Source organism: Pseudomonas sp. MG-9, from assembly GCF_018729515.1.
GTDB lineage: Bacteria > Pseudomonadota > Gammaproteobacteria > Pseudomonadales > Pseudomonadaceae > Aquipseudomonas > Aquipseudomonas serboccidentalis.
Genome location: NZ_JAHHZH010000012.1, coordinates 179,714 through 204,752 on the forward strand (window position 1 = coordinate 179,714; position 25,039 = coordinate 204,752).

Sequence of the window (25,039 nt, forward strand, 5' to 3'; positions counted from 1 at the left end):
CGGTCACTCGTCGACGGCGGAATCACCTGAAGACGATACTTCCAGTTCCGCATTCTCGATCACCGCATCGATACCAAAATCGACGCTGGTCAGCCTGAAGTAGCTGATCAGCAGTTGCAGGCTCGCCCGTGAAAAGGGGTTGCCTTGCAGGTCGATGTTTTCGCTGAACTCCTGTGGCCATTCCAGAATGTCATGGGGCACGTCGACGATCGCGTTGTTACCCAAGTCCACCATCTCCAGATGCTTGAGCTGCCGTAAACCCGCTGGCAGTTCGCTGATGCCGGTGCTGTCGAGCAACAGGGTTGTCAACTGTGGCATCTGGCTGACATCGGGTGCGAGGATCAGTGGGTTGTTGCTCAGGTCGATGAACTCCAACTGACTCATTTGGGCCAGTTCCAGTGCGGTGTTCTGCGACAGGCTGATCGTGCACTCGGCCAGGTTCAGTGAGCGTAACTTGCCCATGGTGAAAATCGCCGAAGGCAAGTGGTCGAGGTCGAATTGATGGAGGGTCAGGGCCTTCAGATTCGGGAAACTTTCCAGAAATCCCGGCACGCCACCGGTAAGGCCGTGGCTGCTTTCCAGGAACATCAGCGATACATGCTTGAAGTCGGCTTTCACCCTGGGCAGGTTGCCGGTCACCTGGGTGTCCAGAGTCAGCTGGAAGCCTGGGTGCATCAAGTCACTGAAATCATCCGACTCGACCTCCCGGCGCCAGCAGCGCAATAGCTGCTGCCTGAACTCGTCTCGGCTCAAGTGTTCAATTTGCAGCTGCTGGGCGGTGAACGGTTGCTGACTGCGCGGGTGAAGCGCCGGGACGTCGGCTGTCCAGGCTGCCAGTTCGCTTTCAAGGGTGGCGAGCTCGGCTTCCAGACGTGTCAGCGCCTCGCGTCCTTCGGCCAGGTCGCCCGGCAACAGATAAATAAAATGGCTGGCTTCCTCTCGATCCATCAGTGGATACAGCGTTTGTACCCGTTGAATGTCGGTATCGGCGGCAGAGACGCCAAAGTCTCCCAGGGTGTGGAGAAAGTGTTGTTTGATGCGCTCAAGGTCAGTGGTGTCGAGCGGGTTGTTTCCCAGATCGATCCCGTCCTGAATGACCGACGGCAGTTCAAGAAGCTCGGCGGGCAATTGAGCGATTGTATTGCCATTGAGCAAGGCGGTACGCAGGAGTGGTCGGGTCAGCAACCCGTCGGGAAAGCTGGAAATCCCGGTTTGCGACACGTCGATGTAGTTCAGAGCCGGCATGTTTTCGACGCTGGGCACCAGTTCCAGAGGATTTTTATAGAGGTCCAGCGTGGTCAGCCGCGTCAGGTTCGCAAGCACGACGTGGCTTTGTGGTGTGAGGGTGATGGCGCATTCGCTCAGGATCAGCTCCTGAATCTGCGAGGTCTGCGCGAGGTTGTCCGGCAAGCGTCCCAGATTGAAATTGCGTAATGCCATGCGCTGCATTCCGGTAAAGCTGCGCAGGAATTCATGCACGCCGCGTGTGGCAGGGTGCCCTTCCAGAGTGAGTTGCCTGACGCAGGAAAATTCGGTGTCGAGCACCGGCAACTCGCCAATGATGGGCTGGATAAAGCGGAAGTCGACGAAATACTCCTCAGCGTCCGGAATCGTTTCCTGCATGCGCCAGAGATTGATCAGGTCGTGCATGAAGCGCAGGCGAATGGCGCGCTGGACGACGATCTGTTCATGGGTGAGCGCGATCCCGGTGTTCGGGAATTGTTGCGGGATCGCATCGCCCCAGGCACTCAGGGTGCTGTGCAGTTGCGTGTATTGATTCATCATCCGGGTCAGCTCCGCCCGGGGGCCGGTGGGGTGGCGTTGCAATCGTTCGACGAACGATTCGAGCTGGCCGGGTGAGAGCTGGGGAAACAACACGCCGGCTCGCTCCGACAGGCTCGGGGTATTGCGCGGCATGTGGTTGTAGCCGTCGGTGCCACCCAGCAGGCGCATGACAGTGGGGTCATAAGTGGGTTTGTATTTTGGCTGTTGTGCCAGAAGCGAACGCAGAGCATCGCGAGCCAAGGCGTGATCTCTGATCGACAACCTGAGTTTCTCGCCTTCGCCGATGCGCAGATTCAAGGCTGCGCGTTCGCTGTCAGGCATGGCGCGCAGCAGGCAATCGTAAAACGGTTCACCGCCGCTGAGCTCGTCGCCGGTATCGTCAAAGGCCTGATGGTCGCCCTCGGCGCGCAGAACCATGATTTTGCGTGTCGGTGCATCGGCAGCCCCGACGCTGTCGATCAGTGAGCCGTCGGGGGAGTAGTGGCGCACTTCGAGTCGCAGTCGTCCCGACCAGCCGGGCAACTGCTCCAGGGTGTGCAGTGCGAGCATTTGCGTATCGGCGTTGTTGGCGTTCGATTGCAGTTCAAGGCCTTCGTAGGCACGCGTCAGGCGTACCTGCAGTCCGGCTTCCCAGGCCTGCTCGGTCAGGCGCGGTGACAACGTTCCGCGCTTGAGTTGCTGGAGCTCGGTGTCGGTCGCGCCGTCGAGCAACGCCTGGGCGACGCTGCGTGGCAGTGAATCGGCGTCCATGATCTTTTGCGTCAGGGCGTCGGCGCCCTGTTCCAGGCGGCGATAGCGCTGATCGAACAAGTGTTGCCGTTTGTCTCGCGCCAGTTGTGACAGCGTCTGCCTCAGACGCCGGGTTCGAGCTTCCAGGCGCGGAGCCGCGGCGCCGAACGGTTCGCCCATCAAGGCCTTGGTTTCGCTGTCCGGCAACATCATCAACAGAGTTTTCAGCAGGTCACCGCCCTCAAGTTTTGTCACCACCAATTCCAGCGCGGGCAGGTCGCGAAGGTTGCTTTGCCAGAGTGGGGTGCCAACGTCATCGCTCAGGCGCAAGCCCCTGCCTCTGGGCCAGTGGCGGCTCTCTTGCAGCAGTTCGAGTTGGGTCAGAAGGTCGGCTTGCAGGTAGTCGTCGGGGTGGTCGCTGTTCATCTGGTCGATGAAGGTCTGAATGTCCTCGTCAATGTTGAACCGCTTGAGGGTGTCGGCGAACAGGGGCGGCAGGCGCTCCTGGTTGACGTGCGCCTTGCGCAGGGCGTTTTCATCGCAGTCGCTGATCAGCAGCAACCGATCGCGCTGGGTCGCAGGCACGCGCTGGACATCTGGCCCGCTACGGCGCAGCAGGGTGGCTTGATTCCAGGTCTGGGGTTGATCCAGTTCGGTTTGCCACGCTCCAGCGTCGTTGTGTTGCAGGCGCGGCTGATAGGCCTCGGGGCGGCTCGGATGTTCGATGCGGTATTGACCGTTGCGGCTGTCCTGGGTGACGGCATAGCACGTGTCATCGAGGGGCAGCAGTGTTTTGCCCTGGTGCTGATGCAGGCCCGAGGCCTCGGGTGTTGACTGGGCAGGAGGCTTGATCGACTGTTCGTAGGGCTTGAGGTCAGGCAGCCAATAGCGGGTATCGCCGTTGGGGCGCTTCACGGGATTGAAGCGTTCGAAGAAGCGGCGGCTGGCGTTTGGCAGGCGTGCGCTGAGCTCGCCGACAACAAGGGTTCCGCCCACCGCGAAGGTGCCCAGTTGTACTGCCGATTCAACCACCCCGATGAAATGTCCGATGGCTTCCCGGCCCTGGCCTTCGGCCCAGTCGATGACGCCTTCGAAGGTGTCGTCGAGCAGTTGGTAGGCGGTGTACGCCAGCATCAGCTCACCCAGAAACGGTACGAAGGGCAGCGCAATGAACGCAGCGATGTTCAGCAATGTCGAGGCTATTTCAGTGAAGGAGTCCCACAGCGCCCAGCGTGCTTGCTGATCGACGGTTGCGGTAGCGACCGCGAGAACCCGCGCATCGTTAAGTATCTTGTCGAGTTTGCGTTGATAGAGATGCGTCTGCAGGTTGCCCTGAATAACGGTGGCGTTGATTCGCAGCGACGGGCGCGGATTGGGCTGTTCCCGCCAGGACGGACGCGAGTCCCCCCGCTGTGTGGGATGCCAGGTCAGCGGTGCGAGCTGGTTGTTCAACTGCGCAAAAAACTGCCCGCGGTCGGCATAGTCAATGAAGCGACTGAAAAACGTCTGGTAGTCCGGCTCGCGCAAACGTCGGGTCAGCTCCTCGGCGAATGCGGCGGACGAGGCATATTCCTTGATCGGGTGTGCCGGGTCATCGGGCAGGTAGACCACGACTTTTTGCACGTCCCTTGTGCGCTCCAGGTCCGGGGCGAACAACAGGATGCCGGTGAGACGGGCATTCAGCAGGGTCAGATCGTGGCCGTGCAGGTCGGGGGCGGCTCTAGCGTCGAGCAGGTCGAGAATCTGCCGATGACTGTCGACACTCAGCAGTTTTTGCATCTGCGCCATGTGCAGGGCGGCAGTCAGTGCAGCGCTCTGACTCTCGTGGGCTTTTGATCGGAGGAGCGCGGCCGCTACCGGATTGCTGATGCCCAGATTGTCTTCCAGGTACTCGCGGTATTGCCGGCCGATGTCCAGCTCGCGGCACAGTTGGGTAAACGCCGTGATCGGCATCTTGTCCGCAATGTGCGTCAGCGTGCTGAACTGTTCGTTTGGACCCGGCGCCGAGATGTAGCTTGAAGCGGGTTCAAAGGCTTGTGGCCCGGTTTCGGAGGCTTCGAAGTTGTGCAGTGCACCCTCCTGCAACGACACGGTCCAGGTGCGCGCGGCCCCCGATTTCATGCGTAGCCAGGGCAGGTGATCCGGAATGTAGAGGCGCAGCCAGATATTGCGAACATCGAGCGTCAGCCCGAAGCGCTTCTGGATCGCGGTTTCAAGCAAGGGCGCGGCGAAATCGTCAGGGTTCTGCAGGCGGCTCAGCGCCTCGTCCAGCCGGTTCTGACTGGCGGCGTGTCGGGCGATGAGCGATTTCATCTTGGCGTGCTGATCCGCCGTTGCGCCTTTGAGCGATGCCGGCAGCAGCGCTGCGCTGTTACGCAGTGCCGAGCGTCTGTGGGGCGCGGCCTGGCGCACCCAGAGCGGAATGGCATTGATCAGCGGCTGGTAGTGAGTGTCCGGTTTTATGACGTGGAAAGTGTCGGAGTCGATTGCTTCGGTGTTCATTCGCAAGCTGCCGTCGAATTTGAAAGTCTCCTAGGAGAACCCGAGAAAGTCGACCGCGTGCGGTACATATATACCGCACCTGATAAATCGTCTTGAGTTACAAAGAAGCAGGTCTGCCGCAATCCCTTGCCGCCAGTTAAACTGCGCCTTTGCGACGCTATATGTCGCATTGCCGTAAACCCGGGAAAATCCGGGGTTTGCGCTATAAGAAGTTGTCGCTTGGCGACAAGGCCGGGCTGAAAACTGTCCTTACAATCCCCCCATCGCTCGCCAGTTTCAGGCGGGTGTTCCTCTTCAGGAGACTCCGATGTCCGTTGAGCACGCTGCGGTAGAACGCGCCGATTTCGACCAGGTAATGGTTCCCAACTACGCGCCTGCCGCTTTCATTCCGGTGCGTGGCGCCGGTTCCCGCGTCTGGGACCAGAGCGGCCGCGAGCTGATCGACTTCGCCGGCGGGATTGCCGTTAACGTATTGGGCCACGCGCATCCGGCGCTGGTCGGTGCGCTGACCGAACAGGCGAACAAGCTGTGGCACGTGTCCAACGTGTTCACCAACGAGCCGGCCCTGCGTCTGGCGCACAAGCTGATCGACGCGACCTTTGCCGAGCGCGTGTTCTTCTGCAACTCCGGCGCCGAAGCCAACGAGGCCGCGTTCAAGCTGGCCCGTCGCGTGGCGTTCGACCGTTTCGGCAGCGAGAAGTACGAAATCATCGCCGCTCTCAACAGCTTCCACGGCCGCACCCTGTTCACCGTCAACGTCGGTGGCCAGTCGAAGTACTCCGACGGTTTCGGTCCGAAAATCACCGGCATCACCCACGTGCCTTATAACGACCTGGCGGCGCTGAAAGCTGCCGTTTCCGACAAGACCTGCGCGGTCGTGCTGGAGCCGATCCAGGGCGAGGGCGGTGTGCTGCCGGCCGAACTGGCTTACCTGCAAGGCGCCCGTGAACTGTGCGACGCGCACAACGCGCTGCTGGTGTTCGACGAAGTGCAAACCGGCATGGGCCGTACCGGCCACCTGTTCGCCTACCAGCATTACGGCGTGACGCCGGACATCCTGACCAGCGCCAAGAGCCTGGGCGGTGGTTTCCCTATCGCGGCGATGCTGACCACCGAAGCGCTGGCCAAACATCTGGTCGTCGGCACCCACGGCACCACTTACGGCGGCAACCCGCTGGCGTGCGCGGTGGCTGAAGCAGTGATCGACGTGATCAACACCCCTGAGGTGCTGAGCGGCGTCAATGCCAAGCACGACAAGTTCAAGACCCGTCTGGAGCAGATCGGCGAGAAGTACGGCCTGTTCACTCAGGTGCGTGGCCTCGGTCTGTTGATCGGTTGTGTGCTGAGCGATGCCTGGAAAGGCAAGGCCAAGGACATCTTCAACGCCGCTGAAAAAGAAGGCCTGATGATTCTGCAGGCTGGCCCGGACGTGATCCGTTTCGCCCCGAGCCTGGTGGTGGAAGATGCCGATATCGACGCTGGCCTGGACCGCTTCGAACGCGCTGCAGCAACACTGACGCAAGCCTGATAGACCCTTCGACGCCTGAGGATTTCGGGCGTCGATCAAAATTTCAATGCCGGACCCGATCAAATGTAGGAGTGAGCCTGCTCGCGATTGCGGTATGTCAGTCGACTCATTGGTTTCTGACAGACCGCAATCGCGAGCAGGCTCACTCCTACAAGGTCCGGTGTTTTTTCTGTGAATTGATAAGAGAAAAGGAGTGACACCATGCTGGTGATGCGCCCTGCGCAAATGGCTGATCTGGGCGAGGTACAGCGTCTGGCTGCGGACAGTCCGATTGGTGTCACTTCCTTGCCGGATGACGTGGAACGTCTGAGCGACAAGATCGCCGCAAGCGAAGCCTCGTTTGCCGCCGAAGTGAGCTTCAATGGCGAGGAGAGCTACTTCTTCGTCCTCGAAGACACCACTACCGGCAAACTGGTGGGCTGCTCGGCCATCGTCGCCTCGGCCGGTTATTCGGAGCCGTTCTACAGCTTCCGCAACGAGACTTTCGTTCACGCTTCCCGCGAGCTGAAGATCCACAACAAGATCCACGTGCTTTCGCAATGCCACGACCTGACCGGCAACAGCTTGCTGACCAGTTTCTACGTGCAGCGCGAGCTGGTGGGGTCGCCGTGGGCTGAACTCAACTCCCGTGGCCGCTTGCTGTTCGTCGCCAGCCACCCGGAGCGTTTCGCTGATTCGGTGGTGACCGAGATCGTCGGCTACAGCGACGAGAACGGTGATTCGCCGTTCTGGGATGCGATCGGTCGCAACTTCTTCGACCTCAACTACGCCGAGGCCGAGCGCCTGTGTGGCCTGAAGAGCCGTACGTTCCTCGCCGAGCTGATGCCGCATTACCCGATCTACGTGCCGCTGCTGCCGGATTCCGCTCAAGAAGCGATGGGCCAGGTGCACCCGCGTGCGCAGATCACGTTCGACATCCTGATGCGCGAAGGCTTCGAGACCGATCACTACATCGACATTTTCGACGGTGGTCCGACCCTGCATGCGCGTGTTTCGGGGATCCGTTCGATCGCCCAGAGCCGTGTGGTGCCGGTGAAGATCGGCGAGCCGGTCAAAGGTGTCGGGCGCCAGTACCTGGTGGCCAACGCGCAGTTGCAGGATTACCGCGCGGTGCTGCTGGAGCTGGATTACGCGCCGGGCAAACCGGTGACCCTGGATCTGGAAGCAGCCGAAGCCTTGGGCGTCGGTGAAGGTGCCAGCGTGCGCCTGGTGGCGGTTTAACGCCTTAGCGAGTTTCACGGGTGGCGAAGGCGGCCCGTTTGAGGAGATAGCATGATTGTTCGTCCCGTACGCAGCAGCGATTTATCCGCGCTGATCGACCTGGCCCGCAGCACCGGCACCGGCCTGACGACTTTGCCGGCCAACGAAGAGCGCCTGACCCATCGGGTCGGCTGGGCCGAGAAGACCTTTCGCGGCGAAGCCGGCCGTGGCGATGCGGACTACCTGTTTGTGCTTGAAGACGACAACGGCCGCGTGGTGGGGATTTCCGCCATCGCCGGCGCGGTCGGTCTGCGCGAGCCCTGGTACAACTTCCGCGTCGGCCTGACCGTCAGCGCCTCGCAGGAGCTGAACATCTATCGCGAGATCCCGACGCTGTTCCTCGCCAATGACCTGACCGGCAACTCCGAGCTGTGCTCGCTGTTCCTGCACGCCGATTACCGCACCGGCCTCAACGGTCGCATGCTGTCCAAGGCGCGCATGCTGTTCATCGCCGAGTTCCCTGAACTGTTCGGCAACAAGATTATTGCCGAGATGCGTGGCGTGTCCGACGAAGCCGGGCGTTCGCCATTCTGGGAAAGCCTCGGTCGGCACTTCTTCAAGATGGAGTTCAGCCAGGCCGACTACCTGACTGGCGTGGGCAACAAGGCGTTCATCGCCGAACTGATGCCGAAATTCCCGCTGTACACCTGCTTCCTCTCGCCCGATGCGCGCAACGTCATCGGCCAGGTGCACCCGGACACCGAGCCGGCGCTGGCGATGCTCAAGAGCGAAGGTTTCAGCTATCAGGGCTACGTCGACATCTTCGATGCCGGCCCGGCCATCGAGTGCGAAACCAGCAAGATCCGCGCAGTGCGCGACAGCGAAGCGCTGGTGCTGGCGATCGGTACGCCGGGCGACGACGCCACGCCGTTCATCATCCATAACCGCAAGCGCGAAGATTGCCGCATCACGGCTGCCCCGGCCCGTCTGGCCGCCGGCACGCTGGTGGTCGATCCGCTGACCGCCAAACGTCTTCAACTCAACGCTGGCGATCAAGTGCGCGCCGTAGCGTTGTCTGCTGCTCGGGAGTCGAAATAATGAATTCGCTATACATCGCAGGTGAATGGCTGGCCGGTCAGGGCGAAGCGTTCCAGTCGCTGAACCCGGTGACCCAGCAAGTGCTGTGGTCGGGGGAGGGCGCTACCGCCGCTCAGGTCGAGTCTGCCGTGCAGGCTGCGCGTCAGGCATTCCCGGCATGGGCGCGTCGCACGCTGGACGAGCGCATCAGCGTGCTCGAAGCCTTTGCTGCCGCCCTGAAAAACCACAGTGATGAACTGGCCCGCACCATCGGTGAGGAAACCGGCAAGCCACTGTGGGAAGCCGCGACCGAAGTCACCAGCATGGTCAACAAGGTTGCGATTTCGGTGCAGAGCTACCGCGAACGTACCGGCGAGAAGAGCGGCCCGCTGGGCGACGCCACCGCCGTGCTGCGCCACAAGCCACACGGTGTGGTCGCGGTGTTCGGCCCTTACAACTTCCCCGGTCACCTGCCGAACGGGCACATCGTTCCGGCGCTGCTGGCCGGTAACAGCGTGCTGTTCAAACCGAGCGAACTGACCCCGAAAGTCGCCGAGCTGACGGTCAAGTGCTGGATCGAAGCCGGTCTGCCGGCCGGCGTGTTGAACCTGTTGCAAGGCGCTCGCGAAACCGGCATCGCGCTGGCGGCGAACCCGGGCATCGACGGCCTGTTCTTCACCGGTTCCAGCCGCACTGGCAACCATCTGCATCAGCAGTTCGCCGGGCGTCCGGACAAGATCCTCGCGCTGGAAATGGGCGGCAATAACCCGCTGGTGGTCGATCAGGTCGCTGATCTGGACGCAGCGGTGTACACGATCATTCAGTCAGCGTTCATTTCCGCCGGCCAGCGCTGCACCTGCGCACGCCGCCTGCTGGTGCCGCAAGGTGCGTGGGGCGACAGCCTGCTCAAGCGTCTGGTTGAAGTCAGCTCGACCATTGAAGTCGGTGCGTTCGATCAACAACCGGCGCCGTTCATGGGCTCGGTGATTTCCCTTGGCGCGGCCAAAGCGCTGATGGATGCCCAGCAACATCTGCTGGCCAATGGCGCGGTGTCGCTGCTGGCAATGACTCAGCCACAGGCGCAGTCGGCCTTGCTGACGCCGGGCATTCTCGATGTGACCGCCGTGGCCGAGCGTCCGGACGAAGAACTGTTCGGCCCGTTGCTGCAGGTGATCCGTTACGCCGATTTTGCCGAGGCGATCAGCGAGGCCAACGACACCGCTTATGGCCTGGCGGCGGGTCTGCTGTCGGATTCCGAAGCGCGTTACCAGCAGTTCTGGCTGGAAAGCCGCGCCGGTATCGTCAACTGGAACAAACAGCTGACCGGTGCTGCGAGCAGCGCGCCGTTTGGCGGTGTTGGTGCTTCGGGCAACCATCGCGCCAGCGCCTACTACGCGGCGGATTACTGCGCGTACCCGGTGGCCTCGCTGGAAACCCCGAGTCTGACGTTGCCGGTGGCCCTGACACCCGGCGTGAAGATGGCGTAACGGCCATCGCGAGCAGGCTCACTCCTACAGGAATTGTGTCGCACACAACATCTGTGTTCACCGCTAAAACTGTAGGAGTGAGCCTGCTCGCGATAGCCGCGACGCGGTCTGACTGAATTGTTACTTGAAGCCTATAACAACAGATTCTCGTGGAGCCTCGCTGATGAAATCCTATGAAGTCAATTTTGACGGTCTAGTGGGGCCGACCCATAACTACGGTGGTCTGTCCTACGGCAACGTTGCGTCCCAGAGCAACAGCCAGCAATCCTCGAACCCGAAGGAAGCGGCGCTGCAAGGCCTGGCGAAAATGAAAGCGCTGATGGAAATGGGCTTTCAGCAAGGCGTACTGGCGCCGCAGGAACGTCCGGACGTGGCCGCGTTGCGCCGTCTGGGTTTCAGTGGCACCGACGCGCAAGTGATCGAGCGCGCCGCCAAGGAAGCCATGCCGCTGCTGGTTGCCAGTTGCTCGGCGTCAAGCATGTGGGTAGCCAACGCTGCCACCGTCAGCCCGAGTGCCGACACCGCTGACGGTCGCGTGCATTTCACCGCCGCCAACCTCAACTGCAAATACCACCGCAGCATCGAACACCCGACCACCAGCCGTGTACTGGGGGCAATGTTCGCTGATCAACAGCACTTCGCCCACCACGCCGCATTGCCGGCAGTGGCACAGTTCGGTGACGAAGGTGCGGCCAACCACACGCGTTTCTGCCGTGAGTACGGCGAGGCCGGTGTCGAGTTTTTCGTGTTCGGGCGCAGTGCGTTCGACACCCGTTACCCGGCGCCGCAGAAGTACCCGGCGCGCCAGACTCTGGAAGCCTCGCAAGCCGTTGCGCGTCTGCACGGTCTGCGTGACGAGGGCGTGGTTTACGCCCAGCAGAACCCGGCGGTGATCGATCAGGGTGTGTTCCACAACGACGTGATCGCGGTGGGTAACGGCGAGGCGCTGTTCTATCACGAGGATGCGTTCCTCGACACCGAGCAGATGCTGGCTGAGCTGCAAGGCAAGCTGGCCAGGGTCGGCGGCAAGTTCCAGTCGATCTGCGTGCCGCGTTCGGCGGTCACCGTGGACGACGCGGTGCGCTCCTACCTGTTCAACAGCCAGTTGCTGTCGCGTCCTGACGGCTCGATGCTGTTGATCGTGCCGCAAGAGTGCCAGGCCAACGAGCGCGTGTGGAACTACCTGCAAGGCCTGACCAGTTCCGGCGGCCTGATCCGCGAAGTGAAAGTCTTCGACCTCAAGCAAAGCATGCAGAACGGCGGTGGCCCGGCGTGCCTGCGACTGCGCGTCGCGCTTAACGAAACCGAGCTGGCGGCCGTCAACCCAGGGGTTATCATGACCGCACCGTTGTACGGTTCGTTGACCGCATGGGTTGAAAAGCACTACCGCGACCGCCTGAGCGAAAACGATCTGGCGGACCCGAAGTTGCTGCTTGAATGCCGGACGGCACTGGATGAACTGACGCAAATCCTTAAACTGGGCTCGGTTTATCCATTCCAGATCAATTGATGGCCGGCGCGCCGCCTGAACGCGGCGCGCGGCTTGTCTCCCCAAGAGAGTAAAAACATGAGCGATTCCCTGCAGCTGATCCTTGAAGACACCGACGGCACGCAACTGCAAACCTCGTGCACCCGCGTCGCGGTCATGTGGCAAGGCAAAGAGCTGTGGATCCAGCAGGACGGCCGTGGCCAGCTGCTGATCGGCGTGGACGTCGAGGAGGGTGACGAAGAGTACGCCAACCTGCTGCTGCGCCCATTGGCAACGAATCTGGTCAGCCTGCAACTGGAAATGGAGCCGGCTGAGGTCGGCGACGAAGACCATGTGCACGGCCCGGATTGCAACCACGATCACTAAGGAAACCGCGCTATGCTCGCCCTCGGCAAACTGCTTGAACTGACCCTCGCCGGCCGCGAACCGGCGGAGAAGACTCAACTGACTGTCGAAGGCGTGCGCATGCGCTGGTTGAGCGAGGGGGCGCTGGAAGTCCGGCCGCCCGAAGCGCGTGACAATGGCCTGGACCTGCTGCTGTCGGCAGGTATCCACGGCAATGAAACAGCGCCGATCGAGTTGCTTGATCGGTTGCTGCATGACATCGCTCGCGGCGATCTGAAGCCGCGCGCACGCATTCTGTTCCTGTTCGGCAACCCCGAGGCGATTCGCAAGGGCGAGCGCTTCGTCGAGCAGGACGTCAATCGGCTGTTCAACGGCCGTCATGAACAAACCAGCGGCTCTGAAGCCATCCGCGCCTGTGAGCTGGAGCGACTGGCAGCGAGCTTCTTCAGTCTGGCGGACCGTCAGCGTCTGCACTACGACCTGCACACGGCGATTCGTGGCTCGAAGATCGAGCAGTTCGCTCTGTACCCGTGGAAGGAAGGTCGCCAGCATTCGCGTCGCGAACTGGCGCGCCTGCGTGCCGCCGGCATGGAAGCGGTCTTGCTGCAGAACAAGCCATCGATCGTGTTCAGCTCGTACACCTACGACAAACTCGGTGCCGAGTCTTTCACCCTGGAACTGGGCAAGGCGCGGCCATTCGGGCAGAACGAAGGGGTTAACGTCTCGCTGCTGGAAACCCGGCTGAAGCAGATCATCGAAGGCAATGAGCCTGATCTGGCCGAGGAAGGCCTGGACGGTTTGCAGCTGTTCAGCGTGGCGCGGGAGATCATCAAGCACAGCGATGCGTTCCGCCTGAACCTGCCGGCGGACATCGAGAACTTTTCTGAATTAGACGTGGGTTATCTGCTGGCCGAAGATCTGGCCAATACTCGCTGGGTCATCGAGGAAGAGGGCGCTCGGATCATCTTCCCTAATCCGAAGGTCAAGAATGGCTTGCGCGCGGGCATTCTGATCGTGCCAAGCGGCGACGAAAATCTCGCCTGACGCAATTTTGGCCTGACACAAAATCCTGTAGGAGCTGCCGAAGGCTGCGATCTTTTGATCTTGTTTTTAGACGATCAAAAGATCGCAGCCTCGTTTCACTCGACAGCTCCTACAGGGAGCGTTGTGGTCAGACGGCGAGTGCACGCGGCTCACTGCGGCGCAGCGCACGAACCTTTTGCAACGTATCGGCGCAAGTTCTGGCCGCTTCCTGACCCTTGTGCACGAAGTGCTCGAAGAAGAACTTCTGGTGCTCTTCACCGGCGTGGAAGTGATGCGGGGTCAGAGACACCGAGAACACCGGTACTTCCGTTTCCAGCTGCACCTGCATCAGGCCGCTGACCACCGATTGGGCGACGAACTCGTGACGGTAGATGCCGCCGTCCACGACCAGAGCAGCCGCAACGATGCCGGCATAACGACCGGTCTTGGCCAGCAACTTGGCGTGCAGGGGCATTTCAAAGGCGCCGCCGACTTCGAAGAAATCGATGTCCGATTCCTGATAACCCTGGGCAAGCATTTCGGCGACGAAGCCTTTGCGGCTCTGGTCGACGATTTCCTTGTGCCAGCAGGCCTGGATGAACGCGACGCGCTCGCCGTGTGGGTGTTTGGTTTTGCTGTCGATAGCGGTGGGTTGCATGTTCTGACTCCTGTTTGTGTGAAAAACAGGGCGTTATGAATCGAAAGGGATTCGAGGGTACGCACGAGCACACAAGCGCGCGGGCGGCCCTTTGGTGTCAATCCCGTTCTCTCTTCATCCGGACTATGACCGTCGGCCCCGGAATCACACCGGGTCTGCTGACCTTGCCGAAGTGCACCGCCAATGCCGTGTCCGTCGCCAAGCGCTCGCGGGCTATGCGCGTTGCGCGCAATTACCGCCGGTGGGGAATTGCACCCCGCCCTGAGAACGTTTTTGCCGCCCTTTCTCGGGCGGCGCAGCGTTTTTATCACAGATTGGCGAGCGGTGCATTGCGCCTTTGTGATGATTGTCATCGGTTTTTTTGAAGGCTCGTGTGGCGTTTTCCTGCGCCAAGGGTTGATTAATCTGCGCGATGACCGCAGTAATTCACCTTCGTAAAGGGATTTCCCCTGCTGACTTTGAGGCCAGGTTCATGAGCGTTATCGATCTTCGCAGCGACACCGTCACCCAACCGACCCCCGCCATGCTGGATGCCATGACTGGCGCCGCCACCGGTGATGATGTGTATGGCGAAGATCCGACGGTCAATCGTCTGGAAGCGGAACTGGCAAAACGTCTGGGTTTTTCCGCAGCGCTGTTCGTGCCGACCGGTACCATGAGCAACCTGTTGGGCCTGATGGCGCATTGCGAGCGCGGCGACGAATACATCGTCGGCCAGCAGGCGCACACATACAAGTACGAGGGTGGTGGCGCAGCGGTGCTCGGCTCGATCCAGCCGCAGCCGCTGGACGTGCAGGCCGACGGCTCGCTGGATCTGGATCAGGTGGCCGCAGCGATCAAACCGGACGATTTCCACTTCGCCCGCACGCGTCTGCTGGCGCTGGAAAACACCATGCAGGGCAAGGTGCTGCCGCTGGAGTACCTGGCCCGGGCGCGCAAATTCACTCAGGATCATGGCCTGGCGCTGCACCTGGACGGCGCGCGCCTGTACAACGCGGCGGTCAAGCTCGGGGTGGATGCCCGGGAAATCACCCGGCATTTCGATTCGGTCTCGGTGTGCCTGTCCAAGGGCCTCGGCGCGCCAGTGGGCTCGGTGCTGTGCGGCTCGGCTGAACTGATCGGCAAAGCGCGCCGCCTGCGCAAGATGGTCGGCGGCGGCATGCGTCAGGCCGGATTGCTGGCGGCGGCGGGGCTGTACGCGCTGGAGCACAACGTTCAACGCCTGGCGGATGACCATGCCAACGCGCAGTTTCTGGCCGAAGGCTTGCGCGAGGCCGGGTTCAGCGTCGAGCCGGTGCAGACCAACATGGTTTACGTGCAAATGGGCGAACAGGCCGAAGCGCTCAAGGCGTTTGCCGCCGAGCGCGGGATCACGTTGAGCGCTGCGGCGCGCTTGCGCATGGTCACGCACATGGATGTCAATCGCTCGCAAATCGAGCAAGTGATCGCGACATTCGTCGAGTTTTCGCGCAAGTGATAGCGTTAGCCGTCCAATTGACCGTTTCTATCGTATAAACACGCTGTACCCCGCGCGCAGGGCCGATATAATGCGGCCCTTTGCCGTCGCTTCGTCTGTTGACGTTTCGAACAGGCCTTTGGCCGCAGCCTCCGTGGAAGAACCTAATGAAAAGCGCAGAAATCCGTGAAGCCTTCCTTCGCTTCTTCGAAGAGCAAGGCCACACCCGTGTAGCCTCCAGCTCTTTGATTCCGGGCAACGACCCAACCCTGCTGTTCACCAACGCGGGGATGAACCAGTTCAAGGACTGCTTCCTGGGCCAGGAAAAGCGCGCGTACACCCGCGCAACCAGCAGCCAGAAATGCGTGCGTGCCGGTGGCAAGAACAGCGACCTGGAAAACGTCGGTTATACCGCTCGTCACCACACTTTCTTCGAAATGCTCGGTAACTTCAGTTTCGGTGACTATTTCAAGCACGACGCGATTACTTTCGCCTGGACCTTCCTGACCGGTGTTCTGAAACTGCCGAAGGAAAAACTCTGGGTCACCGTCTACGCCTCCGACGATGAAGCGTATGACATCTGGACCAAAGAAATCGGCGTGCCGGTCGAGCGCATGATCCGCATCGGCGACAACAAAGGCGCGCCTTACGCGTCCGACAACTTCTGGACCATGGGCGATACCGGCCCGTGCGGCCCGTGCACCGAGATTTTCTACGATCACGGCGACCACATCTGGGGCGGCCCACCGGGTTCGCCGGAAGAAGACGGCGACCGTTACATCGAGATCTGGAACAACGTGTTCATGCAGTTCAACCGCACCGCCGATGGCGTGTTGCATCCGTTGCCAGCGCCGTCGGTGGATACCGGCATGGGCCTGGAACGGATCAGTGCGGTGATGCAGCACGTCAATTCCAACTACGACATCGACCTGTTCAAGAATCTGCTCAAAGCCTCGGCCGAAGCCATCGGCTGCGAAAATGGTGATCAGTCGTCGCTGAAAGTGGTGTCCGACCACATCCGTTCGTGCGGTTTCCTGATTGCCGACGGCGTGCTGCCGTCCAACGAAGGTCGCGGCTACGTGCTGCGCCGCATCATTCGTCGCGCCTGCCGTCACGGCAACAAACTGGGCGCCACCGGCAGCTTCTTCTACAAGATCGTCGCTGCGCTGGTCGCCGAGATGGGCGAAGCCTTCCCGGAACTGAAGACGCAGCAGAGCAACATCGAGCGCGTACTCAAGGCCGAAGAAGAGCAGTTCTCCAAGACCCTGGAGCACGGCCTGAAGATTCTCGAGCAGGATCTGCTGGAACTCAAAGGCACCGTGGTGCCGGGCGACGTGGTGTTCAAACTCTACGACACCTACGGTTTCCCGATGGACCTGACGGCTGACATCGCTCGCGAGCGCGGCCTGACCGTCGATGAAGTCGGCTTCGAACGTGAAATGGAAGCCCAGCGTGTTCGTGCGCGTTCGGCCAGCTCGTTCGGTCTGGACTACAACACGCTGGTCAAGGTTGATGTGGCCACCGAGTTCACCGGCTACACCGACACCCGCGGTTCGGCAAAAATTGTCGCTATCTATAAAGATGGCCAGTCGGTCGACGTCTTGAGTGAAGGCGAAGAGGCGGTGATCGTTCTGAATCAGACGCCGTTCTACGCTGAATCCGGCGGCCAGATTGGCGACTGCGGTTTCCTTCAGGCGGGTAACGCGCGTTTCGACGTTCGTGACACCACCAAGACCGGCGGCGCGTTCCTGCACCACGGCGTGCTGGATTCGGGCAGCCTGACCATCGGCGCACCAGTGGAAACCCACGTCGATGCCGAGGTGCGTCACGCGACCTCGCTGAACCACTCCGCCACGCACTTGCTGCACGCCGCATTGCGTCAGGTGTTGGGCGAGCACGTTCAACAGAAAGGCTCGTTGGTCGACAGTCAGCGTCTGCGCTTTGACTTCAGCCACTTTGAAGCGATCAAGCCTGAGCAAATCAAGGCGCTGGAAGACATCGTCAACGCCGAGATCCGCAAGAACTCTGCGGTTGAAACCGAAGAAACCGACATCGAAACCGCCAAGCAGAAAGGTGCGATGGCGCTGTTCGGCGAGAAGTACGGCGACAACGTGCGCGTGCTGAGCATGGGCGGCGATTTCTCTGTCGAGCTGTGCGGTGGTATCCACGCCAACCGTACCGGCGACATCGGCCTGCTGAAAATTATCAGCGAAGGCGGTGTGGCATCGGGCGTGCGTCGTATCGAGGCTGTCACCGGTGCTGCGGCACTGGCCTACTTGAACGCCGCTGAAGAACAACTCAAGGAAGCGGCCACTCTGGTCAAGGGCAGCCGCGACAACCTGATCGACAAGCTGTCGGCAGTGCTGGAGCGCAACCGCGCGCTGGAAAAGCAACTCGAGCAGTTGCAAGCCAAGGCTGCCAGCGCTGCGGGCGACGATCTGTCGAACTCGGCAGTGGACGTCAAAGGCGTGAAGGTTCTGGCCGCACGTCTGGATGGTCAGGACGGCAAGGCGCTGCTGGCGCTGGTCGATCAACTGAAAAACAAACTCGGCCGCGCAGTGATCCTGCTCGGCAGTGTCCATGAGGAAAAGGTCGTACTGGTTGCCGGTGTAACCAAGGACCTGACTGGCCAACTCAAAGCCGGTGATTTGATGAAACAGGCTGCTGCGGCAGTGGGCGGGAAGGGCGGTGGTCGTCCGGACATGGCGCAGGGCGGCGGTGTCGACGCCGGCGCACTGGATGGCGCGCTGGCGCTGACCGTTCCATTCGTCGAGCAGGGTTTATAAGACGGCCCGTCGGGCCCGTAGTCTAGTGGCGGGTCCGACGGCTGTTCGAGTGATTATTGGGCGCCCTTCATGGGCAGAGGCGGCTTTGAAATGGCTTTGATCGTACAGAAATTTGGAGGCACCTCGGTCGGCACTGTCGAGAGAATCGAGCAGGTCGCCGACAAGGTTAAGAAATTCCGCGATGCCGGCGATGACCTGGTGGTTGTGCTGTCTGCAATGAGCGGCGAAACCAACCGTCTGATCGATCTGGCCAAGCAAATCAGTGGCGACGTGCAACCGGTTCCGCGTGAACTGGACGTGATCGTTTCTACCGGTGAACAGGTGACGATTGCCCTGTTGGCCATGGCGCTGATCAAGCGCGGTGTGCCAGCGGTGTCGTACACCGGTAATCAGGTGCGGATCCTGACGGACAGTGCGCACAATAAAGCGCGTATCTTGCAGATTGATGACCAGAAGATTCGCGGTGATCTGAAAGCAGGTCGCGTGGTCGTTGTCGCCGGTTTCCAGGGCGTCGACGAGCACGGCAACATCACCACCCTCGGTCGTGGCGGTTCCGACACCACGGGCGTGGCACTGGCGGCTGCATTGAAGGCTGATGAGTGCCAGATCTACACCGACGTCGATGGTGTCTACACCACTGACCCGCGTGTGGTGCCGGTTGCTCAGCGTCTGGACAAGATCACCTTCGAAGAGATGCTGGAAATGGCCAGCCTCGGTTCCAAGGTGTTGCAGATCCGCGCGGTGGAATTCGCCGGCAAGTACAACGTTCCGCTGCGCGTACTGCACAGCTTCAAGGAGGGTCCGGGTACCCTCATTACTATTGATGAAGAGGAAACCATGGAACAGCCGATCATTTCCGGCATCGCTTTCAACCGCGATGAAGCCAAGCTGACCATCCGTGGCGTGCCAGACACCCCGGGCGTGGCGTTCAAGATTCTCGGCCCGATCAGTGCCGCGAACATCGAAGTCGACATGATCGTGCAGAACGTTGCGCACGATAACACCACCGACTTCACCTTCACCGTGCACCGCAACGACTACCAGTCCGCACAGACCGTGCTGGAAAACACCGCTCGCGAGATCGGTGCCCGGGAAGTGGTGGGCGACACCAAGATTGCCAAGGTCTCGATCGTTGGCGTCGGCATGCGCTCCCACGCAGGTGTGGCCAGCCGCATGTTCGAATCCCTGGCGAAAGAAAGCATCAACATCCAGATGATCTCGACTTCGGAAATCAAGGTTTCCGTGGTGATTGAAGAGAAGTACCTGGAACTGGCTGTGCGCGCCCTGCACACGGCTTTCGAACTGGACGCGCCAGCCCGTCAGGGCGAGTAATCCGGTCACCTGAAGGGCGCGGTCTGACCGCGCCCTTTATTTTTTGAATGGCGTGAGCCCCTGAACTGTTCTTTTGCTCGCGCTGGTCAATACTCAGGCATGTAGGGCTACGATCGCTCCGGTTGTAGGTCGGGTGCCTTTTTTTTGCAGACTGTTGTCCCTGAAATGAAATGCGTGAGGAGAAAGGTATGCTGATTCTGACTCGTCGGTGCGCAGAAAGCCTGATTATCGGTGATGGCGAAATCACCGTGACCGTGCTCGGCGTTAAAGGAAACCAAGTGCGTATCGGTGTCAACGCCCCGAAAGAGGTTGCCGTGCACCGTGAGGAAATTTACCTGCGTATAAAGAAAGAGAAGGACGAAGAACCAAGCCATTAATTTTTATCGATTTTTATGTTTGCAAACGGGGAAGAAGGTGGTTAATATACGCCCCGTGTTGCGGAGAGCTGGCCGAGTGGCCGAAGGCGCTCCCCTGCTAAGGGAGTACACCTCAAAAGGGTGTCGGGGGTTCGAATCCCCCGTTCTCCGCCATTATTTGCTTAGTACGTTGTAATCTGGCTTTTTCTGTAAGTTGTTGAATTTATTAGAAAAAGTGGTTGGAATAGAGATTAGACGGGCTATAATGCGGCGCAACAAATGCACTCGTAGCTCAGCTGGATAGAGTACTCGGCTACGAACCGAGCGGTCACAGGTTCGAATCCTGTCGAGTGCACCATTTAAGAGAAGCTTGCAGCAATGCAGGTAACTCGGCTTCAACCAGTTGTGGTCTGGTTTAAAAACACAAATGCACTCGTAGCTCAGCTGGATAGAGTACTCGGCTACGAACCGAGCGGTCACAGGTTCGAATCCTGTCGAGTGCACCATTTAAGAGTTAGTTGCAGCAATGCAGGTAACTTGGCTTCAGCCAGTTGTGGTCTGGTTTAAAAACACAAATGCACTCGTAGCTCAGCTGGATAGAGTACTCGGCTACGAACCGAGCGGTCACAGGTTCGAATCCTGTCGAGTGCACCATATACCGAAAAGCCCGCGTTTAACGCGGGCTTTTTGCTGTCTGCGATTTGGTTTTTCCTTTCACGCATCCTCTCTCATCAAAATCGACTTGAGCGCTGCGGCCTCGTTTCAGGTCGTAGCGATAGCTCGTCGTCGATGTACGAATATTCACTTTGTCCGGTTTGCCAAGAGCGCTTTCAACATCCCGTTGGCTCATGCCGGCAATCACCCGTTGATTGATGATCGCTTCACGGCGCTGCCGGGCATCGATCAGGTTTCCGCACTTGTCCTCCATGCGACCAACAATGCCCGGTTCACGTCCCCTGATTGTCATACCGGATATTTCTTCGTGGTTGTGTTCCGGCATGATCGGCACGACGGAGCCGGGCGAGTAGGGGTGAACCTGCTGCACGGAAAGCTGCTCATCGCTCGCACAGCTCAGGCTGGTGAAGGTGATGCGGCCATCGGGCGCTTCGCAGCGGTGAAGGGTGCTGGCGGCTCCTGTGGGCGGCAGGCAGAGCAGGGTGGCGAGTACAAGGCGGGATATTCCAGAGCGCATTTGACGTCCTCCATGACGGTCTACGCTCAAGGGTAGTCGCTACATTTTTCACCGGCGGTGTGTTTTCTTTTCAGGATAAGTCGTCGCATTTGCAAGGATCAGGACAGCGCTCAGGTTTGTTTCGCAAGCGCTTGTTTCGGCCGCGATTTTTTAACGTTTAAAACCGTCAGCCGGTGTATCATTGCGCCCGTCAGCCCCGCCGGGGCTTATGGAAAACCTCCATGGACTTACCCAGTAGTTACTCAGTAACCCGTTTCACCAATCATGAATTGACTGATTGATCCTTCCGGCGTGCCCCGCTGCTGGGAGTGGAGTTCGCCTATGTCCGAAATCGAAGTAAAGAAAACACAGGAAAGCCTGCAGGATCGTCTGGCTCAGGTCGTTGAGCTGCTGCAGCGCCAAAAGGTCGTCGAAGACCTGACTCATCGCCAGGAAGGCGCGCATCACGACCGGGTCGAGAACCTGGTTCACCGGCAGAATCTCGTCGAGCTGCAACGCAAACTCGATGATCTGCACTCCGCTGACGTTGCTTACATTCTTGAAGCCCTGCCGCTGGACGACCGTCTGACGCTCTGGCAACTGGTCAAGGCTGATCGCGACGGCGACATTCTTCTCGAAGTATCCGATTCCGTTCGGGAAACGCTGATCGCCGACATGGACGATCACGAGCTCCTGGCTGCTGCCAAGGACATGGATGCCGACGAACTTGCTGACCTGGCCTCCGAGCTGCCGCGAGACGTCGTCCATGAGCTGATGGAGACGCTCGATCAGCAGCAACGCGAGCGTGTGCGCTCGGCCTTGTCCTATGACGAGGAGCAGGTCGGTGCGCTGATGGACTTCGAGATGGTGACCATCCGTGAGGACGTCAGCCTCGAAGTGGTTCTGCGTTACCTGCGTCGTCTCAAAGAGCTGCCGGGCCACACCGACAAACTGTTCGTGGTCGATTACGACGGCGTGCTCAAGGGCGTGCTGCCGATCAAGCGTTTGCTGGTCAACGATCCCGAAAAACAGGTTGCTGAAGTCATGGCCAGCGATCCGGTGAGTTTTCACCCGGACGAAGACGCCTATGACGCTGCTCAAGCGTTCGAACGTTACGACTTGATCTCGGCCCCGGTGGTCGACAAGAACGGCAAGCTGATCGGCCGTCTGACCATCGACGAAATGGTCGACCTGATTCGTGAGGAGAGCGAAAGCGAAGTCCTCAACATGGCCGGTCTGCGCGAAGAAGAAGACATCTTCGCCTCGGTCTGGAAATCCCTGCGTAACCGTTGGGCGTGGCTGGCAATCAACCTGATCACCGCGTTTGTCGCTTCGCGGGTGATCGGCCTGTTCGAAGGTTCGATCGAGAAACTGGTGGCGCTGGCAGCGCTGATGCCGATCGTGGCGGGTATCGGCGGTAACTCCGGTAACCAGACGATCACCATGATCGTGCGCGCCATGGCGCTTGACCAGGTCAGCACCGGCAATACCTCGCGCCTGATGCGCAAGGAGCTGGCGGTGGGATTGATCAACGGTCTGGTCTGGGGCGGGGTGATCGGTGTGGTCGCTTACCTGCTCTATGGCAGTTGGTCGCTGGGTGTGGTGATGACGGCGGCGATGACCCTCAACCTGCTGCTCGCGGCGCTGATGGGGGTGTTGATCCCGATGACGCTGGCGAAGATGGGGCGTGACCCGGCGATGGGCGCCAGTGTAATGATCACGGCCATGACCGACAGCGGCGGCTTCTTCATCTTCCTGGGGCTGGCGACGATCTTCCTGCTCTGATTCGCTGCAATGCAAAAGCCCGCCGATTGGCGGGCTTTTTTGTGCCTGCAAAAAAGCGCAGGTCAGATTTCAGGCGAAAAAAAAGCCAGCATGTAGGCTGGCTTGAGATGTTCGGTGTAGCTCAGGACGCGTCTGCGGCCATCTCGGCGTCGTGAGCGATCAGCGACACCAGAGCGTTCTGTTGACGGTGAGACAGCTGACGGAAGCGTTGCAGCAGCTCACGCTCGTGCAGCGAGAGCTCCGGGCTGTCCAGGCGCATGCTCAACTCTTCGCCCAGTGCGCCTTCCTGAATAAGACTCTGCTCAAGGCGCGCAATGATCTCGGAGTTCATGCTGCGATGATGATTGCGAGCCACCTCGGCAATGCGTTCACGCATTCCGTCTGGCAGACGTACGACGAACTTGTCAGCCGTACGGCTGGAATAAATTGCCTGTTTCAATGGGCGCATATATTTAACCGGTTAGTTCAGGGGAGCGGTTCTCGGGATTGGCCGCAGGATGTGTGGTAGGACAAGCATCCGCGCCAAATGGTTCAACCTGAATTGTTAAGAGGCCCGCATCATGCCTCAAAATTGCCAGATCATTGGCGTCAATTCTGTGACAAATATTGAGCTGGGTAAAGGCGTAATGCCAGCACCAATTATCAGAAATGCGGACTGGTTTGAAAACTTTGCCTCGGCCCGCATCACTGCCCGCTTCCTGATGCACATCTGTTGATGTCCAAAGACCTCAGAACGTGCATGCTATGCGGCTTTCAATCCTTGTTCCTTACCTGTACAGGATAGTGGCAATTTGCCGATTTACTAGGGCAAACACCCGTTGGAGGGCGTTTTCAGGATGGATGGCAGGCTTATTTATCTGATGGGGCCTTCCGGTTCGGGCAAGGACAGCCTGATCGAGGCTGCGCGTGAGCCATTGCGGGCGCTGAACTGCGAAATCATCCGCCGGGTGATCACTCGATCAGCGGAATCGGTCGGTGAAGATGCCATCGGCGTCACGCTCGAAGAGTTCGATCGACGTCAACGCGCAGGCGATTTTGCCCTGGCCTGGCAGGCCAATGGCCTCGCCTATGGCATCCCGTCAGAAATCGACGAACGGTTGAGCGCCGGACGGCATGTGCTGGTGAACGGTTCGCGCGCCAACCTGCGTCAGGCACAGGAACGCTATCCGACGCTGCTGCCGTTTCTGCTGACGGTCAAGGATGAGGTGTTGCGTGAACGCCTGCTCGGGCGTGGCCGAGAGACGCCTGAGCAAATCGACGCCAGGCTGGCGCGCAATGCGTTGTTCAGGGACCGCAGGTCCAGTGATTTGCCCGTGTACCTGATCGACAACTCGGGCGCCCTGCAGGACGCGGTCAACCAACTGCTGGCATTGATTCGGCTTAACGCAGCACCGGATCGAACTTGATCTTGCGCCCGGCCACCAGCGCCAGCACAAACAACACAGCAAACACGCCGCAACCAATCAGGGGCAGGGTGGCTTCGGTTTCCTCGAACAGCGAAAAATGCACAACGCCACTCAATAAGGCGAGGATCAGAAATCCTGCGGCTGATTTGGACATGCTGTACTCCTGAAGATATTTCAAAAAACCAGACGTTCGGTAGCGCGCGTCGGCAGTGCTTGCTCAGGCTCACTGACTGCCTGTGCAGCGAAGTCGCTGTGATCGCTCAGTACCGCCCACTGCGGCGCCTTCTGCACCTGCAGGTAATGCGGCATGCGCTGGGCCACCGGTTCAGCACCCTCTGGGGCAAAATGAAAGCCCACCAAAACCGCCAGGGCGATTGCGTTTGCAAGCAAGAGCGTGCTGTTCATGGGGCGAACTCCGTTTGTTCTGTTATGGAAACAGACAAAGCAGCCGTCGTGCCAACAGTCTAACCGCTGTGAAGTCCTTTAAAAACAAGCATTTGGAAGGGTTTTTCCCAAGTCGCGGATTGCAATCTGCAATGATGGCTTTTTGGGGGAGTGCAAATTGCACGGTAAATGATCCCGCAGCATAGCAAGGCGCCTGCCTACACTTAAAAAGCCCACGGACGACATGACAAATCAAGGGCTGGCCGTTAACATGCACGCCGTCCGTCGCGCCGTGTCCGGCCGTGACAACTCAGTGTCTCAGTAGCTCAATTGGATAGAGCATCCCCCTCCTAAGGGGAAGGTTGGCAGTTCGAACCTGCCCTGGGACACCATCATTCAGAACCGCGCCAAGGTGTCTAGTCCTGAAATAGGTTTACACCTGTTTCACCCTAACGCCCGATGCACCGCATCGGGCGTTTTGTATTTTAAAGAGAGGTGCGGCCGCTCCTGGTTGTAGATCGTGACGGCCTCTCGCACCAT

At 59.8% G+C, this 25,039-nt stretch carries 20 protein-coding genes, 5 tRNA genes and 1 riboswitch; of the genes, 18 read left to right on the forward strand and 7 right to left on the reverse strand.

All coding sequences use genetic code 11. The features are described 5' to 3' along the window. Positions 1-3: 3 nt before the first annotated feature. The gene (locus KKQ10_RS26690) at positions 4-5,016 is read right to left on the reverse strand and encodes a dermonecrotic toxin domain-containing protein (RefSeq protein ID WP_215502804.1); all 5,013 of its coding nucleotides are present in this window, start codon (positions 5,014-5,016) and stop codon (positions 4-6) included. Between the two features lie 307 nt (positions 5,017-5,323). Between KKQ10_RS26690 and KKQ10_RS26695 the strand changes: the two genes are divergently transcribed. The 7 genes from KKQ10_RS26695 to astE all read left to right on the forward strand — a co-directional run bounded on the left by KKQ10_RS26695 (position 5,324) and on the right by astE (position 13,186). After that, positions 5,324-6,544 (forward strand): aspartate aminotransferase family protein, encoded by a 1,221-nt coding sequence (locus tag KKQ10_RS26695; RefSeq protein ID WP_127651350.1) that lies wholly within the window; start codon positions 5,324-5,326, stop codon positions 6,542-6,544. 201 nt (positions 6,545-6,745) lie between these two features. After that, complete coding sequence (gene aruF / locus KKQ10_RS26700) at positions 6,746-7,765, forward strand: arginine/ornithine succinyltransferase subunit alpha (protein ID WP_215502805.1); 1,020 nt, start codon at positions 6,746-6,748, stop codon at positions 7,763-7,765. 51 nt (positions 7,766-7,816) lie between these two features. Further along, positions 7,817-8,842, forward strand: coding sequence for an arginine N-succinyltransferase (gene astA / locus KKQ10_RS26705; RefSeq protein WP_027612638.1), 1,026 nt, complete (start codon positions 7,817-7,819; stop codon positions 8,840-8,842). Continuing rightward, a complete protein-coding gene (gene astD, locus KKQ10_RS26710) occupies positions 8,839-10,308 on the forward strand; it encodes a succinylglutamate-semialdehyde dehydrogenase (RefSeq protein ID WP_215502816.1) in 1,470 nt (489 codons plus the stop codon). The genes astA and astD overlap by 4 nt, the downstream gene beginning before the upstream one ends. A gap of 163 nt (positions 10,309-10,471) precedes the next feature. Continuing rightward, positions 10,472-11,818 carry an N-succinylarginine dihydrolase gene (astB, locus tag KKQ10_RS26715; RefSeq protein WP_215502806.1) on the forward strand — a complete coding sequence of 449 codons (1,347 nt, stop codon included), beginning with the start codon at positions 10,472-10,474 and terminating at the stop codon, positions 11,816-11,818. Positions 11,819-11,875: 57 nt separating this feature from the next. Next, positions 11,876-12,163, forward strand: a complete 288-nt coding sequence (locus tag KKQ10_RS26720) for a hypothetical protein (RefSeq protein WP_007963090.1) — start codon at positions 11,876-11,878, stop codon at positions 12,161-12,163. Positions 12,164-12,175: 12 nt separating this feature from the next. Then, complete coding sequence (astE, locus tag KKQ10_RS26725; RefSeq protein WP_215502807.1) at positions 12,176-13,186, forward strand: succinylglutamate desuccinylase; 1,011 nt, start codon at positions 12,176-12,178, stop codon at positions 13,184-13,186. A 127-nt stretch (positions 13,187-13,313) separates the two neighbouring features. Here the strand turns inward: astE and KKQ10_RS26730 are convergent, their stop codons facing one another. Then, positions 13,314-13,823 carry a 6,7-dimethyl-8-ribityllumazine synthase gene (locus KKQ10_RS26730; RefSeq protein WP_215502808.1) on the reverse strand — a complete coding sequence of 170 codons (510 nt, stop codon included), beginning with the start codon at positions 13,821-13,823 and terminating at the stop codon, positions 13,314-13,316. 101 nt (positions 13,824-13,924) lie between these two features. Continuing rightward, positions 13,925-14,096, reverse strand: a riboswitch (FMN riboswitch). 199 nt (positions 14,097-14,295) lie between these two features. On the opposite strand from KKQ10_RS26730, the gene ltaE reads away from it, so the two are divergent. From ltaE to KKQ10_RS26770, 8 genes are all read left to right on the forward strand, one after another. Further along, positions 14,296-15,300 carry a low-specificity L-threonine aldolase gene (gene ltaE, locus KKQ10_RS26735; protein ID WP_215502809.1) on the forward strand — a complete coding sequence of 335 codons (1,005 nt, stop codon included), beginning with the start codon at positions 14,296-14,298 and terminating at the stop codon, positions 15,298-15,300. 146 nt (positions 15,301-15,446) lie between these two features. Further along, positions 15,447-18,065, forward strand: coding sequence for an alanine--tRNA ligase (gene alaS, locus KKQ10_RS26740; RefSeq protein WP_215502810.1), 2,619 nt, complete (start codon positions 15,447-15,449; stop codon positions 18,063-18,065). 90 nt (positions 18,066-18,155) lie between these two features. Beyond that, a complete protein-coding gene (locus KKQ10_RS26745; RefSeq protein ID WP_127651358.1) occupies positions 18,156-19,397 on the forward strand; it encodes an aspartate kinase in 1,242 nt (413 codons plus the stop codon). 188 nt (positions 19,398-19,585) lie between these two features. After that, a complete protein-coding gene (gene csrA / locus KKQ10_RS26750) occupies positions 19,586-19,774 on the forward strand; it encodes a carbon storage regulator CsrA (RefSeq protein ID WP_002554426.1) in 189 nt (62 codons plus the stop codon). 62 nt (positions 19,775-19,836) lie between these two features. Next, a tRNA-Ser gene (locus tag KKQ10_RS26755) sits at positions 19,837-19,927 on the forward strand. A 107-nt stretch (positions 19,928-20,034) separates the two neighbouring features. Further along, a tRNA-Arg gene (locus KKQ10_RS26760) sits at positions 20,035-20,111 on the forward strand. A gap of 71 nt (positions 20,112-20,182) precedes the next feature. Beyond that, a tRNA-Arg gene (locus KKQ10_RS26765) sits at positions 20,183-20,259 on the forward strand. A 71-nt stretch (positions 20,260-20,330) separates the two neighbouring features. Continuing rightward, positions 20,331-20,407 (forward strand) — tRNA-Arg (locus KKQ10_RS26770). A 19-nt stretch (positions 20,408-20,426) separates the two neighbouring features. Here the strand turns inward: KKQ10_RS26770 and KKQ10_RS26775 are convergent. Then, entirely contained in the window at positions 20,427-20,945 is a 519-nt protein-coding gene (locus tag KKQ10_RS26775; RefSeq protein ID WP_215502811.1) for a cell envelope protein SmpA, read from the reverse strand. A 321-nt stretch (positions 20,946-21,266) separates the two neighbouring features. Here KKQ10_RS26775 and mgtE point away from each other — a divergent pair, with 321 nt between their 5' ends. After that, positions 21,267-22,709: a magnesium transporter gene (mgtE, locus tag KKQ10_RS26780; protein ID WP_215502812.1), complete on the forward strand. Its 1,443-nt coding sequence runs from the start codon at positions 21,267-21,269 to the stop codon at positions 22,707-22,709. 121 nt (positions 22,710-22,830) lie between these two features. Here mgtE and KKQ10_RS26785 read toward each other — a convergent pair whose 3' ends face one another. After that, the gene (locus tag KKQ10_RS26785) at positions 22,831-23,157 is read right to left on the reverse strand and encodes an Arc family DNA-binding protein (protein ID WP_003178899.1); all 327 of its coding nucleotides are present in this window, start codon (positions 23,155-23,157) and stop codon (positions 22,831-22,833) included. Positions 23,158-23,545: 388 nt separating this feature from the next. On the opposite strand from KKQ10_RS26785, the gene phnN reads away from it, so the two are divergent. Continuing rightward, on the forward strand, positions 23,546-24,115 hold the full coding sequence (gene phnN, locus KKQ10_RS26790) for a phosphonate metabolism protein/1,5-bisphosphokinase (PRPP-forming) PhnN (protein ID WP_215502813.1): 570 nt from the start codon (positions 23,546-23,548) through the stop codon (positions 24,113-24,115). Here the strand turns inward: phnN and KKQ10_RS26795 are convergent. Both KKQ10_RS26795 and KKQ10_RS26800 read right to left on the reverse strand, forming a co-directional pair. After that, on the reverse strand, positions 24,090-24,269 hold the full coding sequence (locus KKQ10_RS26795; protein WP_127651362.1) for a PA3371 family protein: 180 nt from the start codon (positions 24,267-24,269) through the stop codon (positions 24,090-24,092). The two genes, phnN and KKQ10_RS26795, sit on opposite strands and share 26 nt — an antisense overlap. A gap of 20 nt (positions 24,270-24,289) precedes the next feature. Continuing rightward, positions 24,290-24,520, reverse strand: coding sequence for a hypothetical protein (locus KKQ10_RS26800; RefSeq protein WP_215502814.1), 231 nt, complete (start codon positions 24,518-24,520; stop codon positions 24,290-24,292). Positions 24,521-24,814: 294 nt separating this feature from the next. Between KKQ10_RS26800 and KKQ10_RS26805 the strand changes: the two genes are divergently transcribed. Continuing rightward, positions 24,815-24,891: transfer RNA gene (locus tag KKQ10_RS26805), tRNA-Arg, on the forward strand. A 52-nt stretch (positions 24,892-24,943) separates the two neighbouring features. Here KKQ10_RS26805 and KKQ10_RS26810 read toward each other — a convergent pair. Then, the coding region (locus tag KKQ10_RS26810) for an integrase core domain-containing protein (RefSeq protein ID WP_139315762.1) at positions 24,944-25,039 on the reverse strand (96 nt) is incomplete at its 5' end.